The organism is Virgibacillus dokdonensis (assembly GCF_900166595.1).
Lineage (GTDB): Bacteria > Bacillota > Bacilli > Bacillales > Amphibacillaceae > Virgibacillus > Virgibacillus dokdonensis.
On the sequence record NZ_LT745763.1, the window covers coordinates 437,768 to 454,217 of the forward strand.

Genomic DNA, 16,450 nt, shown 5'->3' on the forward strand with positions numbered 1-16,450 from the left:
AGGCAAGTTTTTCTAATCATCTTGTTGCTTCTTTTTAGAGATAGTTAAATTTGTTTTCCTGTTCGTGCTTAATATAAATAAAAATAACCCAAATAGGACAATGGTTCCTCCTAATAGTTGCGAAGCGGTAACTTTTTCGCCTAAAATAATATATGCTAAAATGGAAGCGCCGATTGGCTCAAAGACAATGCCCATCGAGATCGTAGAGGTGCTTAGCCATTTTAATGCCCAATTAAATAACGTATGTCCAAAAAAGGTTGGTATAATCGCTAGAGCGATAAAAATCCACCAATGGTCCATTGGATAACCAGTAAATGCGTTTCCAACTAATAAGTTATAAATGATCAAAGTAATAGAGCTTACACCATACACAACAAATGTATAGGTCATTAAAGAAAGATTTCTGCGTACGCGCTGTCCAAGTAAAAAATATCCTGTTACAGTGATCGCTCCTAATAATGCCAAGATATCACCAAATAGCGCCATTCCACTTATTTGGAAATCACCCCAGCTAATGATGATACTACCAATTAAAGCGATTAGCATACTAATAATTGCTCCGTAAGAAAACCGCTCCTTAAAGAAAATATATGTTCCCAAGAAAGCAAAAATAGGTTGGAGCGTTACTAAAACAACAGAACTAGCTACCGATGTGTAGTTCAAAGATTCGAACCATAATATAAAATGGAAGGCTAAAAACACCCCCGCAAGAATAGATAAGAGCCAATCTTTACGCTCAATATGCTTTATTTCATGGCGGTATTTTGCCAATATGATCGGAGCCATAAGAAGTACTGCAATCAATAAACGGTAATTTGCTATCATAGCAGCAGGGGCTTGATCGGCTAATTTAACGAATACTGCTGAAGTAGAAACAGATAAGACACCAATTCCTACAGCGATATATGGGTTAAATGGAGGAAGTCGCATTCTAACCCTCCTTGCTTCATTTTGTTGATTTACGTTATGCTGTATATCTCATATATTCTATCATGGTATTTACAAAAAATCATTTATCAAATTAGTATCCTTGATAAAAATATGTTATGATATTCTTTGCATGAGTTCACGTGAGGCCTCTTACCAATCTGGTGAAGCCTTTTTGTACTTTAGGTAGTATAAAAACGCATTTTGTATAAAAAGAATGGCGTTTCATAACCAGAGAAACAATTTATGTTTTTCGTTGCTTTTGAGCAATCTATAAAAAATGTGAATGGAAGATGGAAGTATAATTGTAGGCAAAATGTTACCTTGCGTTCGGGCGTTTGAAACGGAAGAACAATGTTTTACGTATAGACGCAACTTTTTGTGCATTCTACATTATATGAACATTGTTTAATCTGTGATTAAGATCTGAACAGGACTAAAGTATATAGAAGCGACCAAGGCCTCTTACAATAAAATCTTAACATTAAAGGAGTAGAGGAATAGGTGACAACATTTAAAGAGCTGGGTGTGTCTAGCCCGATTATGAAAGCATTAGAAAGAATGGGATTTGAAGAAGCAACGCCAATTCAAGCAGAGACTATCCCACTAGCTTTAGAAGGCAATGATGTAATTGGACAAGCGCAAACAGGTACAGGAAAAACAGCTGCTTTTGGTATTCCTATGATTGAAAAATTAGATGCAAGAGCACGTAAAATTCAAGGTCTCGTTGTTGCTCCAACGAGAGAATTAGCGATTCAAGTAGCCGAGGAATTAAATCGTCTTGGCAAGGTTAAAAAAGTTCGTGCTTTCGCCGTTTATGGTGGGCAACAAATGGAGAGACAAATTCGTTCGCTTAAAGATGGTCCACAAATTGTAGTTGCAACTCCTGGAAGGCTATTGGATCATATGCGTCGCAAAACAATTCGGACGGAACATATTCACACAACTGTATTAGATGAAGCCGATGAAATGTTAAATATGGGATTTATCGATGATATTCGTGAGATTCTTAAAGCAATTCCAGAGGAAAGACAGACATTGCTATTCTCTGCAACAATGCCTAAGGAAATTCGCGATATTGCGACGAATTTAATGAAAAGCCCAAAAGAAATTAAAGTAAAATCAAAAGAAATGACGGTCGAAAATATTGATCAGTATTTCATTGAAATACCGGAAAGATATAAATTTGATACGTTAAATAACCATTTGGACATTCATTCTCCTGATTTAGCCATTGTCTTTAGCCGCACGAAAAAGCGTGTAGATGAAATAACGGAAGGTTTGCAAGCTAGAGGTTACCGTGCTGAAGGTATCCATGGCGATTTAACACAAGGAAAAAGGATGTCCGTATTAAATAAATTTAAAAATGGTCGCGTAGATGTGCTTGTTGCAACGGATGTAGCCGCAAGAGGACTTGATATTTCAGGTGTTACGCATGTTTATAATTTTGACATCCCTCAGGATCCAGAAAGCTATGTGCACCGTATTGGTCGAACAGGGCGTGCTGGTCGAACAGGCGAAGCTATCTCTTTCATTACTCCAAGAGAAATGGCGCATTTGAAATTAATTGAAAAAGTAACAAAGAGTAAAATGAAGCGTCTTACACCGCCAACGAACCATGATGCACGAAAAGGACAACAGCAAGTTACGATAAGCAAAATTGTTGAAACGATTGAAACAAAAGATCTAAACGATTATCATCAAGCAGCCAATCAATTATTGGAAGATCAGGATGCTGTCTCTGTCATTGCTGCAGCTCTTAAGTTAATGACAAAAGAGCGAAAGGATACGCCGGTGAAGATTTCTTCTGTTGCGCCAATAAGCGTAAAGAAAGCAAATAACCAGAATGACAATCGCCGTTCCAATAATAAACGTTTCCAAGGTAAACGTGGACAAAATAATCGTGGTGGACAAGGTAGTCGTAATCGAAAAGGTAATTTTCAAAAACGCAGAAACCGTGATAAGTAAGGATAAAAGAGGTTTGAGCATAAACAAAGCGAATACTATCTAACAGAAGCCGAACAATTGTAATTTGATTGTTCGGCTTCTGCACTATATGGGTTTAAGGTTATCGTATAAGAAAACACCAATTAAATGGAAAAATAAAATGCCTAATTTAAGAAAAAGTGGTATCTTTAGAAACCATTTCCTCTTAAAAACCGTATGAATCGATGAAAGTTTCTTAAAATGAATGTAAAGAAAGGAGAAATGTGATGCGACACCCCCCAAAACAACAAATAGAGAAAGAAGCCATCAAAGTATGGCGGATAACAGCAGCTATTTATAATGGTATACTTTGTTTATTGGCAATTGCAGCTTTGGTTGTTAGTATTATTTTTGAATGGCCAGTTTGGTATAGTATGGTAGCTGTAGCTGTAACCATTATTTTAGCGTATGTATTTATTTTTATATTACCAAAGCTTCGCTGGAGACGATGGCGTTATGAATTATTTGAACAGGAAATCTATATTCAATACGGTATTTTAATTATGTCAAGAACGCTTGTACCAATGGTGCGTGTACAGCATGTAGATACACAGCAGGGTCCAATTTTAAAGCGGTATGATCTGGCAACTGTAACGATCTCCACGGCAGCAACGACACATGAAATTCCTGCGTTAAATGAAGAGGATGCTTCTTTGTTGCGTGATCGTATTTCTGAGCTTGCAAGGGTGGATGAAGAAGATGTCTAAGCCAAAACGAATGCATCTAGCATTTATCTTATTTCATGTTATTCGATCACTGAGAGAAACGATTTTACCGTTTATTGCAGCAATCATTGCCATTCCTAAAGAGCATTTCTTTTTTGTGATTATAGGTCTTATAGCGCTTGCGTTATTGTTTACCATTTTTAGTACGCTCTCATGGTGGCGTTTTACTTATGAGGTTACGAATGACGAACTACGGATTGAATCAGGAATATTCATTCGTAAAAAAAGATACATTTCAAAAGGGCGTATTCAGTCGATTGATATATCCGCAAATGTTTTGCATCGAATTTTTAAATTAGCAAAGGTGCAAATTGAAACAGCTGGTTCTGGCGCTGAAGGTACATTGACAGCTATCAAGTTATCGGAAGCAGAAGATCTACGAACAGAATTGAAAGGTTACCAAACAAACGATGCCGACTTAGAAAAGACAGAAGAACCTATGAAAACACCGGATGTGCCTTTTTTCCAAATATCTAATAAACGATTGTTCTTGGCAGGTAGTACATCTGGAAGTATCGGAGTATTAGCAGGTTTATTTGCTTTTGCCGTTTCAGAAATGGAACAATTTATTCCTGATAATTTTTATGATAATACGGTAGAGTGGGTAGTGGGATTAAGTATTGCATTTTTAATAATTGTTATTGTAGGTATTTTATTATTATTATGGTTATTAGGTATTGCAGGTACAATGATTAAGTTTTGGAATTTTCGAATCGAAAGACATGAAAAAGAATTATTTATAACTAGGGGGCTACTTGAAAAAAAGCAAACAACCATTCCGCTAAATCGCATACAAGCTATCGGTATAGAGGAGAGTATTATTCGGCAACCGATCGGCTATGCAAAAGTTTTTGCAGAAGTAGCAGCTGGTAGTGCAGAGGAAGCCAATGAGTTTTCTTCCGTTTTATTCCCAATGTTAAAGGAATCCGAAGTAGAAGAATTTCTAAAAACAATCTTGCCAACGCATGCCCATGTAGATGGAGCTTGGCATGCGATTCCAAAAAGAGGCTTAACCTATTATTTGCTCCGATCCCTTATTCCCGTCTGCTTAATTAGTGTTCCAGTATATATATTCTTCCCTGGATTTATGTGGGCTGTAGCAATTGTGCTACTTTTAGCCTTTACATTAGGTTATCTTAGCTTTCGGGATACTGGATTTCAACTAGAAAAAAAGAGGATGCTACTTCAATATCGACAAATAAGTAAAAAAACGATGATTATTTTTCATAGACGTATTCAATCTATGGAAAAAAAGCAACATGCTCTCCATCGAAAACAGGATGTAGCTACACTAAGTGTTTCAATACTTGGTACGAATAGCGTCGGGGCGCATTATTATTTAAAAGAATTGGCAGAAGCTGATGCGGATAAATTAGCAAATTGGTATTCGCACAGAAAGCGTGTAGAAGACATGCCTTATAGCAAGGATGAAAAGGAAAAGTGAATGTTTAGGAAAAAATTACTGTAATTGTATGGCGTGTAGAAAATGAAATGCATGTCAATACAATACTAAATTGGTAAACAAATAACCGTAATTTTGTTTTGCTAACTTCAAGTTATAAAATTACTTTATCATGCTGATTACTTTTTTAGTCGCTTCGGCAATAAGCTTATCATCTGCTTTAGCATTTTTTTCCTCTTTGCTAGACAGAATAGCAAGTATTATAGGTGCTTTATTTGGCGGCCAAATAATAGCTATGTCATTACGAACTCCATAGGGTGCGGCTCCTGATTTATCGCCAACTTCCCACCCTCTGGGGGACCCTGCTCGGATTAAATGATTCCCAGTTGTATTGCGTTTCAGCCAATCCACTAACAAATCTTGTTTTTCTTTCGGTAGTACATTTCCAATTGTGAAAGCTTTCAGGCTTGTGGCGAGCGCTTTTGGTGTACTTGTGTCCTTTATTTCTCCTGGATTTACCAGGTTTAATTCTGGTTCCATTCTTTCCGGGTTTGTCACATTATCTCCAATGTCTCCAAGCGCTTTCTTAAACCCATTTGGGCCACCTATTCGATTTAAAATGTGATTAGCAGCAGTATTATCACTATATCTTATAGAAGCATCACTAAGTTCTTTCCATGACATATGTTTATTTACATGGTTTTCAGTAATTGGATTATAATTAACCAAATCTCCTTCTTTAATTAATACCGTTTCTTTTAGTTGTTTCAAAGTTAATTTTTGCAATAGCACGCCTACAGCTAGTGCTTTATGAGTAGAAGCATAAGCGAATCGATCTTCAGCTTGATACGACACAGTTTTACCATTACTAGTATCTACCGCATATATCCCTAGTTTTGCATTATATTCTTTTTCTAAGAGGCGGAATTCACTTTCGTCATTCATTGCTACAGTTTCTGCAGTCGACTTTTTACTAGGGGGTTGTTCCTCTTTTTCTTCACAGCCAACAAATGCAAAAATCAGCAAAACGCTGATTATTTTCATGTACCTTAGCATTTTATCAAAACCTTTCCATTCTTCATTTTTCCATGCTTGTTTTTATTGCAAAAGAAGATGTATCGTTACTTGCTTTAAAATAAATTGGATTACCAATAATAAACTAAAACCACATTATATAAAAATTTATTTTCTTATGTTTGAAGGGGGACCATGCAATTAGAATAAACGACTAAATAAGCCAAGTAACACGAGAACGCCGAAGATAATCCAACCAATATTTTTTGTAAAAGACCGCGGAAGGCGCTTTTTATTCCAGCGATTAGGGTCAAACTGAATATCATCATCATTTCTGTAACGATTACGTCTTGCCATGGCTGCCCATGGATTATAGCTATTAGCCCCTGCTAAAACAATCGGTGCAATGATAACCCCACCAAGGAAACCGAAGATATGCCCGGAAACATTGATGCCTGGATTGAAGAAGGTCATAATCAGACCAATAATGCATATCGTCGTTACGATTTGAGAGCTTATCTGATCGATGAGATGTTTGCGAAACAAAACCATGAATATATATATCCCAAACAAGCCAAAAATTGCCCCTGAAGCTCCTATATGGAAGTAAAATAAATCTTCTACTAAATATGTTCCAAGGTTCCCAAATATACCTGCAAAAAGGTAGCCAATAATAAATTTTGTCCTCCCAAGCATTTGCTCTAAAGCAGGTCCAAATAGCACAAGGGAGAAGGAATTAAACAAGGCATGCATTAAATCGGCATGAAGAAATATCGGTGTAATAAGCCTCCAATATTCCCCTTGCTCAATACCATAATTACTCCCTTCGCCTAATTGATACAGCCAAATGCCAAATGGTAATTGTAAGAAATTAATTACGAGCCATAAAGCTAAGTGAATGATTACAAGGGTGGAAACGATGGGATACGATTGTATAAATTCTTTTAAGCTTCTTTCATGTCTTATAAACATTAGATTCCTCCGTGGAATAATTTTTGAAAATGCGTGCTAGGGTGTATGATAAATGTAGTGCTTCCTTTTAAATTGTACCCATACGCACTTATAATTAATTTTATCCTACTAAATGCTATTTAAAAAGTCGAATAAAAATGACAAATGAAAGGTTATCCAATCCGTTTTTAACCTGTACTAATATACGCCGCTATGATATGTCAAGCATATTTTAAAGCAGTAAAACAAATCAACGATAATGGACGAAAAACTACCGTCTAAATATACGATACGAGGAGAAGGCGATGATTAAAGGAATTGGAATAGATATTATTGAATTGGAGCGCATTCGACAGAGCTTACTGAACAATGCTCGCTTTGTGGAGCGAATTTTAACGCCTCAAGAAAGAGAAGGTTACAGACAATTAACAAATGAAAAACGGAAGATCGAATACGTTGCTGGAAGATTTGCAGCAAAAGAGGCATTTGCTAAAGCGGCAGGTACTGGTATTGGTAAACTCGCTTTTCAAGATATGACAGTAAGCAAAACGAAAGATGGAGCTCCTGTATTACATGTAGTAGGATTTGAAGAAGAAAACATATTTCTATCGATCTCTCATGCAGAGCATTATGCCGTAGCACAAGTTATTTTGGAAGCACGATTTTAAAATGCCAAGCATTACGTGAAAGTTAAAACGTTGTTGTTTATCTTAAAAACTTATCGCACGTCACATGTAACACATGCATAATCACAAGGTTTGTCTCATATATTTTAGTGCGGGTAGGAGGGAACAAAATTGTTTATTGTCACCGCGAAAGAAATGTACGATATGGATCGTTTAGCTATGCAGGAAATTGGTTTAGAAGGAAAATTGCTGATGGAAAATGCCGGACGAGCTGTTGCTTTTAAAGTAATGGAGCAAATTTCGGTAAAAGAAAAAATTTGTATCCTGGCAGGAGCAGGTAATAATGGTGGGGACGGTTTTGTCATTGCACGTACGTTACTCGACGAAGGCTACCAAGTCGAAGTATTTCAAGTAGTTGCAAATGAAAAAATTACTGGTGATGCGTATGATCATAAGGTGATTTATGAAAAGTGTGGAGGGAATGTTACTCACTACAATGGGGAATCTATCCAGATGTTGAAAGAGGTGGATGTTCTTATTGATGCCATGATTGGTATTGGGATGAAAGGGGAGGTGCGTGAACCGTTAGCTACTCTTATTTCTCTTATTAATGAACAAGAAACCTATGTCATTTCTGTAGATATTCCTTCTGGCGTCCCTGCGGATGAAGGCGAGAATTCTATTTACGCTGTACAAGCTGATTACACGGTTATCATTGGCGCCCCGAAGGAAAGCGCCTTTCTCCCAAATACTGCTCCGTTCTACGGAGAATGGGACGTTGTCTCTATCGGTCTGCCGACATTTATGTTCCATCGACTTACAAACAAAACAGTGTGGCAGCTAGAAAATGTGGAAAAGACGTTACCAAAGCGCGAATTATTTGACCACAAAGGCAATCATGGAAAAGGTCTGATTATCGGTGGGTGTAAGGAAATGCCAGGTGCCTTATCGATGTCAGTACAAGCCGCATTAAAATCGGGAGCCGGTTTAATAACGGGTGCTAGTGCTTTACCTGTGATTCAAATGATTGCCGGAAACAGTGTGGAAGCTATGTATATACCTTTAATGGATACAAATGGCTATCTTAATAATCATTCAGAAATCTCATTTGGTGCTTATGATGCCGCAGCAATCGGTATGGGTTTAGGGAGGAAAAAAATAACAAAGGATTTTGTAGCCCATGTTATGAAAACAGCGACTTGTCCTATTATCATTGATGGGGACGGACTTTACCATTTGTCACAGTTATTGCCTGATTTAAATGCCAGAGCTTATTCAACCGTTATTACCCCACACCCTGGGGAAATGGCTATGCTATTGGGAATCACAATTCGTGAAGTATTACAAAAGCCATTTCAATATGCCAAGGAATTTGCGCAAACATATAGTGTGTATGTTGTGTTAAAAGGTAGATATACCATTATTACCGCACCAGATGGTGTACAAAGGCTAAATCCAACAGGTAACGCAGGTCTTAGCAAAGGTGGCAGTGGCGATGTGTTAACAGGGATAATGTTAGCGATGGTGATGCAAAAGCAAAGTTTGTTAGATGCTTTATGCAATGCTTGTTTCATTCATGGTATGTCAGCCGATTTACTTGTCCAAGATCAGCATTCTGAACATGATTTGCTTGCTAGTGATGTAATCAATGGAATAACACGTGTATATCGTGCGATTTTAAGTAGTGGTTGATAAGGGTTCCCTTTGTTTTACGTTAGAAAAGGACAAAAGAGATGGTCGGAAGGTAGAAAACGAACTTCTTTTTCTGTCCTACGTATAAGTACAACGAGGCAGTCGCCTGCGTCTAAAGGCTTGTCACTAGCTAAGTTTGCTTGAATTAACTGAGACAAGGGAGATATGTACATGAAGATGAAAATCATTGGGGTGCTCTTGTTTGCCGGCCTCGTAATCGTATTAGCTGCTTGTGGTGAAAAATCCCAAGAAGATGTTGTAGCCGATTTGCAGGAAAAAGCTGAGAAGATGGACGGGTATAAAGCAAAAGCGGAAATGAATATGAATACAGGTAAGGAACAGCAAACGTTTCAAATTGATATTTGGCATAAAAAAGAAGATATGTATCGTGTCGGATTATCCAATAAGTCTGATGAAAAGGGCAATCAAATCATTTTAAAAAATGAAGATGGGGTTTTTGTACTCACCCCAGCTTTAAATAAGAGTTTTAAATTTCAGTCCGAATGGCCACAAAATAGCAGCCAGCCTTATTTATATCAATCTTTGGTTCAGGATATTGAAAAAGATAAGGAAGCGGAATTTGAAATCACTGATGCCCATTACGTGTTTAAGACAAAAACAAATTATCAGAGCAATAACAATTTACCGTATCAAGAAATTTATTTAGATAAAAAATCGTTGCAACCTGTACAAGTAAAGGTGTTGGATAAAGATAAAAATGCATTAGTTGAAGTTAGCTTTTCCAACTTTGATAGTAAAGCAAGCTTCCAAGAAGATGATTTTTCTATGAAGAAGAATATGGGTGGGGAAGAAGCAAAAGAAACCGCCGCTGTAAATGAAGAAGAAGCATTAACGGTGTTTTATCCATCTTACATGGCAGGAGCGGAACTAAAGGAAAAAAAAGAAACATCTACCGATACAGGTGAGCGGGTCATCTTAACCTTTGAAGGGGAAAAGAATTTCACCTTGGTGCAAGAAAAAGCAAATGCGCAAACAACCATGGCTAACCCAAAGGAAGCAGAAGGAGAGATTGTGAATTTAGGTTTTACGGTTGGAGCTATGACGGATAATTCCATGGAGTGGACGCATAATGGCGTTGATTTTATGTTGGCTAGTGAAGAGTTAACAAAGGAGGAACTTATTGAAGTTGCAAAATCTGTCCAAAGCAAAGAAGTGAAGTGACCTAGGTTACGAGCAGACTCTATCATGCGGGTCTGCTTTTTTCTGTTAGGTTCTTTGTTTGTAGAACGTGATAGAAAAAAGCAGGTTAGTAAGCGGTAGTTTCGTAGTAGCCGTTCTATTTTTAAGTGCAAATATAGCGCAGTTCATACTGTTAAGCTAACGTAGTGTTTTTCCACAGCGGTCACTATCTACATTTCGCTTGTGCGTTTCTTATACTATAAACCAATAAAAATCTTATCCTTTCCTAATAGTGCAAAACAATTGACATAAGATGGACATAAATAGTGTGCTGGAAATATAGAGGTTATAACTATGCATGGAAAAACTTAACGCATACAACAGAGCGACTAGCATTGACAGTGCTTTGTTAACAAGAAATAATAGATGTATCAATCTTTAACCAAGCTATTTGCAAGAAAGGGAGTATTCATTTTGGACATACATCGAAATACATGGATAGAAATAGATTTGGATGCAATTGCATATAATATAAAACAAATACAGAAAAAACTACCAAAAGAAACAAAGGTAATGGCTGTAGTAAAAGCGAATGGGTATGGACATGGAAGCGTACAAATTGCTAAGCAAGCGTTGCAAGCAGGGTCAGATTATTTAGCTGTAGCACTATTAGAAGAAGCGATCAAGTTACGTGAAGCATCAATAAAAGCACCGATTCTCGTATTAGGTTGGGTTCCACCTGAATCAGCAATCGTTGCAGCAAGGTATGGGATTACACTAACCGTTTTTCAACAGGAGTGGTTAGAACAAATAAAAGGCTATACATTCTCTCCTCCTCTGCATTTGCATTTAAAAGTGGATACTGGAATGGGGCGAATAGGAATAAGAACAGAGCAAGAATTGAAAGACATTTCACAAGCATTAAATGAAAATAACAGCATATATTTAACTGGGGTGTTTACACACTTTTCTACAGCTGATGAATCAGAGTCAACGTATTTTGATGAGCAACGAACGCGCTTCAAAAATACCCTTTCGCAACTGAAAGAACTACGGATGGAGAAAATTAACGTTCACATTGGTAACAGTGCTAGTGCTATACGACTTCCAGAAGCCATGTATGATTTTGTTCGTTTTGGAATTTCCATGTATGGGTTATATCCTTCACAAGAAATAAAAGTAAAGGGGGAGATAGAATTAAAGCAAGCTTTTTCTTTGCATAGTAGGCTTGTTCATGTCAAAAAAATAAACCCAGGCGACTGTGTTAGCTATGGGTGTACGTATCAGGCAGAAGCAGAAGAGTGGATTGGTACGCTTCCTATTGGATATGGAGACGGTTGGCTAAGAAAGATGCAAGGTTTTTCCGTTCTTGTAGATGGAAAGCGAATGCCTATTGTTGGGAGAATTTGTATGGACCAAACGATGATCAAATTAGATCAAGCCTATCCAATAGGGACGAAGGTGACGCTGATTGGTTGTCAAAATGATGCATGTATTTCCATGGATGAAGTGTCTAATTATGCTGAGACCATTAATTATGAGATTCCTTGTATATTGAATGATCGTATTCCTCGTATTTACAAAGAACAATGAATATGTAATGTAATGCGGAGCTATTTCGAAATATAAGGATCAAAGTATACGAAATTTGTTGAAGTTATTATCTTTTTTAACGTTGTAGGAGAATTTATTGGCTAAGGAAATTACAGTTTTCGCCATAAAGTTTTGGCGATAAAGCTCGTTTTTCTTATACTACTAGGAAAGTATAAAGTTTTCAGAGTGTATAGTATGAGCAAAGCGACGGCGCTATTCCGCCATAAGAATTGGCGGGAAGCCAAGTTTTTCTAAATAATAGACATAAAATTTCTTCTAAATGTTATTCTATTTGTATACCACAAGGAAAGTAAAATGAAACGACAAAACAAGCGATTTTTTGGGGAATTTTTATAGAACCCTTTGCAAACAGGCGAATTCAATGATATTATAAAATTAACTTTTACAAAGTTCGTTCAACAGTTGGCGGAGGTGTGATGGTTTTGTCAGAAAGCTTGCAAGAAGTATTAGTGAAAATACCAAAAAACCTGTTAAATGAGGTGGATGGTCTGATGAAATATGAGAATAGTGATTTAAGTGATTTCATATGTCAGGCAACTAGAAACTATCTTCAGCATAAAAGAGATGAGCATTTTCAACAATTTCGCGAAACCATGGAAAAGGGCTATGCAGAAATGGGTCGCATTAATTTGACAATTGCTTCTGAAGCTTTTCAAGCGGAAGAAGAAGCAAAAATCACCTTGGAACGCTCTGTGATCGGGGTGTAACCATTTGATCGTACAAAGAGGCGAAGTGTATTTCGCTGACCTTTCCCCTGTTGTTGGATCAGAGCAGGGAGGCGTCCGCCCGGTATTGATCCTGCAAAATGATATCGGGAATCGTTTCAGTCCTACCGTTATTGTGGCTGCAATTACAGCACAAATTCAAAAAGCTAAACTCCCTACACATGTGGAGATTGATGCAAAACAATATGGGTTTGACCGTGATTCCGTTATTTTGCTAGAGCAGATACGAACACTTGATAAACAAAGGCTAACAGATAAAATTACAAAGTTAGATAAAGAAAAGATGAAAATGATTAACCAAGCATTAGAAATCAGTTTAGGGCTGAAGGATATGTATGATCAATAAATCCTCTTGTTATTGAAACAAGAGGATTTTTTTAATAGGCTTTGTGTGGAATATTATTTCATGATCAATTTGTATCTATGTTACAATAAATGTTGATATCTGCAGAAAATTGTAGGCTTCTATTAGACATATGCAGGGTAGATACTGCGAGAAGGCATATGTTTTGTTGCACTATATGTAAGTATAAAAGTTTAAAGGTCTATAGTATAAGAAAAAGTAGCTTCTGCTATAAAGCTTTCGCGATAGGCCAATTTTTTCTAAAAAGAATAGAGGGCTTACACTTAAAAATATAACTATTTAACAATGTAGTATTACGTCGATGGGGGTAATGAAATGGATGAGAAGTTAAAAAATATGGCTATTGAAAACAGCGATTCGATTGTGCAACTTTGGATGGAAGAAATCAATTCCTTAAAGTTAGATAATTATACAGCAAGTATTTCTGATGAACTCTTTGAAAGTACGAATCGGCAATTCGTTAATGTTATCTTTCAAAGTATAAAAGATGGAGGTTCATCAAAAGCGGTTAAAGATTTTTCGGAAAGAATTATTAACCTTGGATGGCCTTTGGGGTATATTACCGATGGCTTACAGGTGTTTCGAAGAGTTACGGTAGATTACATTTTAAGCAAATATGAACAACTTAACTTTGAATTTATTTCCAATGTGCTAAAAAGTGTGGATGCTTGGGTAGAGCCTATTATCCGTCAACTTGTAAATGAGTATTCAGGAAGCTGGGAAAACACCGTTTCCTTACAACGAGTCGCTTTACAAGAATTATCTGCTCCATTAATACCTGTTATGGACGGAATTACGATTATGCCATTAATTGGAACAGTTGATACAGATCGTGCGAAATTAATCATGGAAAATCTATTAGACGGTGCGATTAAACATAACTCAGAAGTTGTTTTAATTGACATTACAGGTGTTCCTGTCGTCGATACGATGGTTGCTCATCATATTATCCAAGCAGCAGAAGCCGTCCGTTTGATTGGCGCAACATGTATTCTTGTAGGCATTAGACCAGAAATTGCCCAAACGATTGTTAATCTAGGCATTGATTTAAGTAAGTTCCCTACAAAGAGTTCCTTGAAGAAAGGGTTTCGTACAGCATTGGAAATTACAGACCGCCAAGTTGTTGATTTGGAAAATAGGGCGGATAGCATAGAACATATGATTCAATCGTTAAAAGGGGAGTGAAGATCGTGCGGATTCCTATTTTGAAACTTCACAACTATTTACTTATCTCCATACAAACAGAAATTGATGACCAAACAGCCATCCAATTTCAGGAGGATTTATTAGATAAAATTCATAAAAATGGTTCGACAGGAGTCGTTATTGATTTAACTTCTGTCGATATTATTGATTCATTTATTGCTAAAGTTTTAGGTGATGTCGTAACAATGTCAGATTTAATGGGGGCAAAGGTAGTTTTAACAGGGATTCAACCAGCTGTAGCGGTGACATTAATTGATCTAGGTATCCACCTGAAGAATGTACCTACGGCATTAAATTTAGAACAAGGCCTTATTAAACTCTACCAGGAATTGGGGGAATAGCCGATGAAGCCTCAATCTTGCGTGAATATAAAAAAAGAATGGGATATAGTGGCAGCAAGACAGTTAGGTAGAGATATTGCAAGGAAGATTGGCTTTGGCACTGTGGATCAAGCTCGTATAGCTACAACGATATCGGAATTATCCAGAAATATTTATTTGTATGCTGATCATGGACAAATCTGTTTTGAGGTAATTGATACATTTGATAATAAAGGGTTATGCATTATTGCTATTGATGTTGGTCCAGGTATTGAAGATATTGGACAGGTATTAGAAGATGGCTATTCTACGTCTGGAGGACTCGGAGCTGGTTTGCCTGGTGTCAAGAGGTTAATGGATGAGTTTGATATTCATTCGGAAGTTGGCAAAGGAACACGAATTAAGACGATTAAATGGCTAAGGTAAGTATGTATGAGGCTGTGGAAATGACAATGCGGGAAATGGAAACAGGGTAAATTAATATTAATTTGTCAAATTAAGCGAGACAACATGCCTTTTATTAAATCCTGACCTAGGGATAGTCGTTACACAAAGATAAATGACCAGAAGAAAGTATACTGAATTTCTTTTTCCCGTTACCCAGTGTCTTGGTAAAGGTGAATGAGGGGGAGAACGATGAGCAGTTTATTGAAATTAGACACAGAAGGATATAAAGCGTTAATGAAACGATATATTGAAACGAGAGATGAACAATCTTTATATGATATTGAGCAGGCGAGTAAGCTGTTTATTAAAAATAATATTCTTCCTGATGAAATTGTTAACATGCATATTCAGTCTCTCCAAGATTTGTATCCTAATTTAAGTGAAGACATTCAATATTCGATGAGTTTTTTGTTAGAGGCAATGATTGCATATGGGATTGCCCATCAAGAATACCAGCAGCTTAGGGAAAAGCAATCTGAGTTGAAGTCAGAAATATCAGTTGCAGCGAGCATGCAAGAAACCCTTTTAGAAACAAAAAAACCAACGATTGAAGGTTTGGATATCGGGGTTATTAGTGTCCCAGCACATCAAATGAATGGTGATTATCATCATTTTGTAAAAGGAAGAGATGGATCTTTAGGGATTGCTATAGCAGATGTAATCGGTAAAGGAATCCCGGCTGCTCTTTGTATGTCGATGATTAAGTATGCAATGGACAGTTATCCTGAGGATGCGATGACACCTAAAGCTATATTGGCGAATATGAACCGAGTGGTAGAAAGAAATGTAGATCCGAGTATGTTTATTACCATGTTTTATGCGCAATACCTTCCTTCTGATCATGCACTTCGTTACGCTTCAGCAGGGCATGAACCAGGGTTTTATTATAATTCCAGCCAAGACACCTTTGAAGAATTAACCACAAAAGGTCTGGTTCTAGGTGTTACACCAGACACTACTTATCCACAGTATGAATTAAAAATTGAGCCTAATGATATGGTTATTCTTTTAACCGACGGTGTAACGGAATGCAGAGATGGCGAACGCTTTATTGAGCGTCAAGAAGTACTGGACGTTATTAAGCAATATGCCCATTTACCAGTACAAAAGATCGTTGATCAAACGTTTAAATATTTTGAGCGATTACAGGATTTTGAACTAAGAGATGATTTCACATTACTTATTTTACGTAGGGAAGTTTAGTCATATGAAATGCTGGGTATTAGTAAATGGAATGTAGGATATTTAACGGTAAATGTAATGGTTTATCTAAGAAGTGTGAAATCATAAGCTCCTTCATTGATTTTGGGA

16 protein-coding genes are annotated in these 16,450 nt (G+C 37.0%); 13 read left to right on the plus strand and 3 right to left on the minus strand.

Annotation, left to right across the window (positions count from 1 at the left end; translation table 11 throughout):
- Positions 1-12: 12 nt before the first annotated feature.
- Positions 13-930 (minus strand): DMT family transporter, encoded by a 918-nt coding sequence (locus B2C77_RS03760; RefSeq protein ID WP_077702480.1) that lies wholly within the window; start codon positions 928-930, stop codon positions 13-15.
- A gap of 501 nt (positions 931-1,431) precedes the next feature.
- Here B2C77_RS03760 and cshA point away from each other — a divergent pair.
- The 3 genes from cshA to B2C77_RS03775 all read left to right on the plus strand — a co-directional run bounded on the left by cshA (position 1,432) and on the right by B2C77_RS03775 (position 5,082).
- Positions 1,432-2,895, plus strand: coding sequence for a degradosome RNA helicase CshA (gene cshA / locus B2C77_RS03765; protein WP_077702481.1), 1,464 nt, complete (start codon positions 1,432-1,434; stop codon positions 2,893-2,895).
- A gap of 245 nt (positions 2,896-3,140) precedes the next feature.
- Positions 3,141-3,620, plus strand: a complete 480-nt coding sequence (locus tag B2C77_RS03770; RefSeq protein ID WP_077702482.1) for a PH domain-containing protein — start codon at positions 3,141-3,143, stop codon at positions 3,618-3,620.
- Positions 3,613-5,082, plus strand: coding sequence for a PH domain-containing protein (locus B2C77_RS03775; protein ID WP_077702483.1), 1,470 nt, complete (start codon positions 3,613-3,615; stop codon positions 5,080-5,082). The genes B2C77_RS03770 and B2C77_RS03775 overlap by 8 nt, the downstream gene beginning before the upstream one ends.
- Before the next feature lie 120 nt (positions 5,083-5,202).
- Here B2C77_RS03775 and bla read toward each other — a convergent pair whose 3' ends face one another.
- The gene (bla, locus tag B2C77_RS03780; RefSeq protein WP_077702484.1) at positions 5,203-6,096 is read right to left on the minus strand and encodes a class A beta-lactamase; all 894 of its coding nucleotides are present in this window, start codon (positions 6,094-6,096) and stop codon (positions 5,203-5,205) included.
- 159 nt (positions 6,097-6,255) lie between these two features.
- Complete coding sequence (locus B2C77_RS03785; protein WP_077702485.1) at positions 6,256-7,026, minus strand: rhomboid family intramembrane serine protease; 771 nt, start codon at positions 7,024-7,026, stop codon at positions 6,256-6,258.
- A 284-nt stretch (positions 7,027-7,310) separates the two neighbouring features.
- Here B2C77_RS03785 and acpS point away from each other — a divergent pair, with 284 nt between their 5' ends.
- The 10 genes from acpS to B2C77_RS03835 all read left to right on the plus strand — a co-directional run bounded on the left by acpS (position 7,311) and on the right by B2C77_RS03835 (position 16,342).
- Positions 7,311-7,673 (plus strand): holo-ACP synthase, encoded by a 363-nt coding sequence (acpS, locus tag B2C77_RS03790; protein WP_077702486.1) that lies wholly within the window; start codon positions 7,311-7,313, stop codon positions 7,671-7,673.
- Between the two features lie 129 nt (positions 7,674-7,802).
- Positions 7,803-9,323: a bifunctional ADP-dependent NAD(P)H-hydrate dehydratase/NAD(P)H-hydrate epimerase gene (locus B2C77_RS03795; RefSeq protein WP_077702487.1), complete on the plus strand. Its 1,521-nt coding sequence runs from the start codon at positions 7,803-7,805 to the stop codon at positions 9,321-9,323.
- A gap of 171 nt (positions 9,324-9,494) precedes the next feature.
- Positions 9,495-10,505: a LolA family protein gene (locus B2C77_RS03800; RefSeq protein ID WP_077702488.1), complete on the plus strand. Its 1,011-nt coding sequence runs from the start codon at positions 9,495-9,497 to the stop codon at positions 10,503-10,505.
- A gap of 432 nt (positions 10,506-10,937) precedes the next feature.
- Positions 10,938-12,056: an alanine racemase gene (gene alr / locus B2C77_RS03805; protein ID WP_331805574.1), complete on the plus strand. Its 1,119-nt coding sequence runs from the start codon at positions 10,938-10,940 to the stop codon at positions 12,054-12,056.
- Positions 12,057-12,499: 443 nt separating this feature from the next.
- The gene (locus B2C77_RS03810; RefSeq protein ID WP_077706817.1) at positions 12,500-12,784 is read left to right on the plus strand and encodes a CopG family ribbon-helix-helix protein; all 285 of its coding nucleotides are present in this window, start codon (positions 12,500-12,502) and stop codon (positions 12,782-12,784) included.
- A gap of 4 nt (positions 12,785-12,788) precedes the next feature.
- Positions 12,789-13,148, plus strand: a complete 360-nt coding sequence (locus tag B2C77_RS03815) for a type II toxin-antitoxin system PemK/MazF family toxin (RefSeq protein ID WP_073013075.1) — start codon at positions 12,789-12,791, stop codon at positions 13,146-13,148.
- A gap of 333 nt (positions 13,149-13,481) precedes the next feature.
- Positions 13,482-14,351, plus strand: a complete 870-nt coding sequence (gene rsbRA, locus B2C77_RS03820) for an RsbT co-antagonist protein RsbRA (RefSeq protein WP_077702490.1) — start codon at positions 13,482-13,484, stop codon at positions 14,349-14,351.
- Between the two features lie 5 nt (positions 14,352-14,356).
- Positions 14,357-14,713, plus strand: coding sequence for an STAS domain-containing protein (locus B2C77_RS03825; protein ID WP_073013079.1), 357 nt, complete (start codon positions 14,357-14,359; stop codon positions 14,711-14,713).
- 3 nt (positions 14,714-14,716) lie between these two features.
- Entirely contained in the window at positions 14,717-15,118 is a 402-nt protein-coding gene (locus tag B2C77_RS03830; RefSeq protein ID WP_073013081.1) for an anti-sigma regulatory factor, read from the plus strand.
- Between the two features lie 210 nt (positions 15,119-15,328).
- Positions 15,329-16,342 carry a PP2C family protein-serine/threonine phosphatase gene (locus B2C77_RS03835; RefSeq protein ID WP_077702491.1) on the plus strand — a complete coding sequence of 338 codons (1,014 nt, stop codon included), beginning with the start codon at positions 15,329-15,331 and terminating at the stop codon, positions 16,340-16,342.
- Positions 16,343-16,450 lie beyond the last annotated feature (108 nt).

Bases quoted from the DNA above. Each gene is read 5' to 3' on its own strand.
- rsbRA (WP_077702490.1), top strand. From the start codon at position 13,482: ATGGATGAGAAGTTAAAAAATATGGCTATTGAAAACAGCGATTCGATT.
- bla (WP_077702484.1), bottom strand. From the start codon at position 6,096: ATGCTAAGGTACATGAAAATAATCAGCGTTTTGCTGATTTTTGCATTT.
- B2C77_RS03830 (WP_073013081.1), top strand. From the start codon at position 14,717: ATGAAGCCTCAATCTTGCGTGAATATAAAAAAAGAATGGGATATAGTG.
- B2C77_RS03800 (WP_077702488.1), top strand. From the start codon at position 9,495: ATGAAGATGAAAATCATTGGGGTGCTCTTGTTTGCCGGCCTCGTAATC.
- B2C77_RS03770 (WP_077702482.1), top strand. From the start codon at position 3,141: ATGCGACACCCCCCAAAACAACAAATAGAGAAAGAAGCCATCAAAGTA.
- B2C77_RS03835 (WP_077702491.1), top strand. From the start codon at position 15,329: ATGAGCAGTTTATTGAAATTAGACACAGAAGGATATAAAGCGTTAATG.
- B2C77_RS03760 (WP_077702480.1), bottom strand. From the start codon at position 930: ATGCGACTTCCTCCATTTAACCCATATATCGCTGTAGGAATTGGTGTC.
- acpS (WP_077702486.1), top strand. From the start codon at position 7,311: ATGATTAAAGGAATTGGAATAGATATTATTGAATTGGAGCGCATTCGA.
- B2C77_RS03775 (WP_077702483.1), top strand. From the start codon at position 3,613: ATGTCTAAGCCAAAACGAATGCATCTAGCATTTATCTTATTTCATGTT.
- B2C77_RS03785 (WP_077702485.1), bottom strand. From the start codon at position 7,026: ATGTTTATAAGACATGAAAGAAGCTTAAAAGAATTTATACAATCGTAT.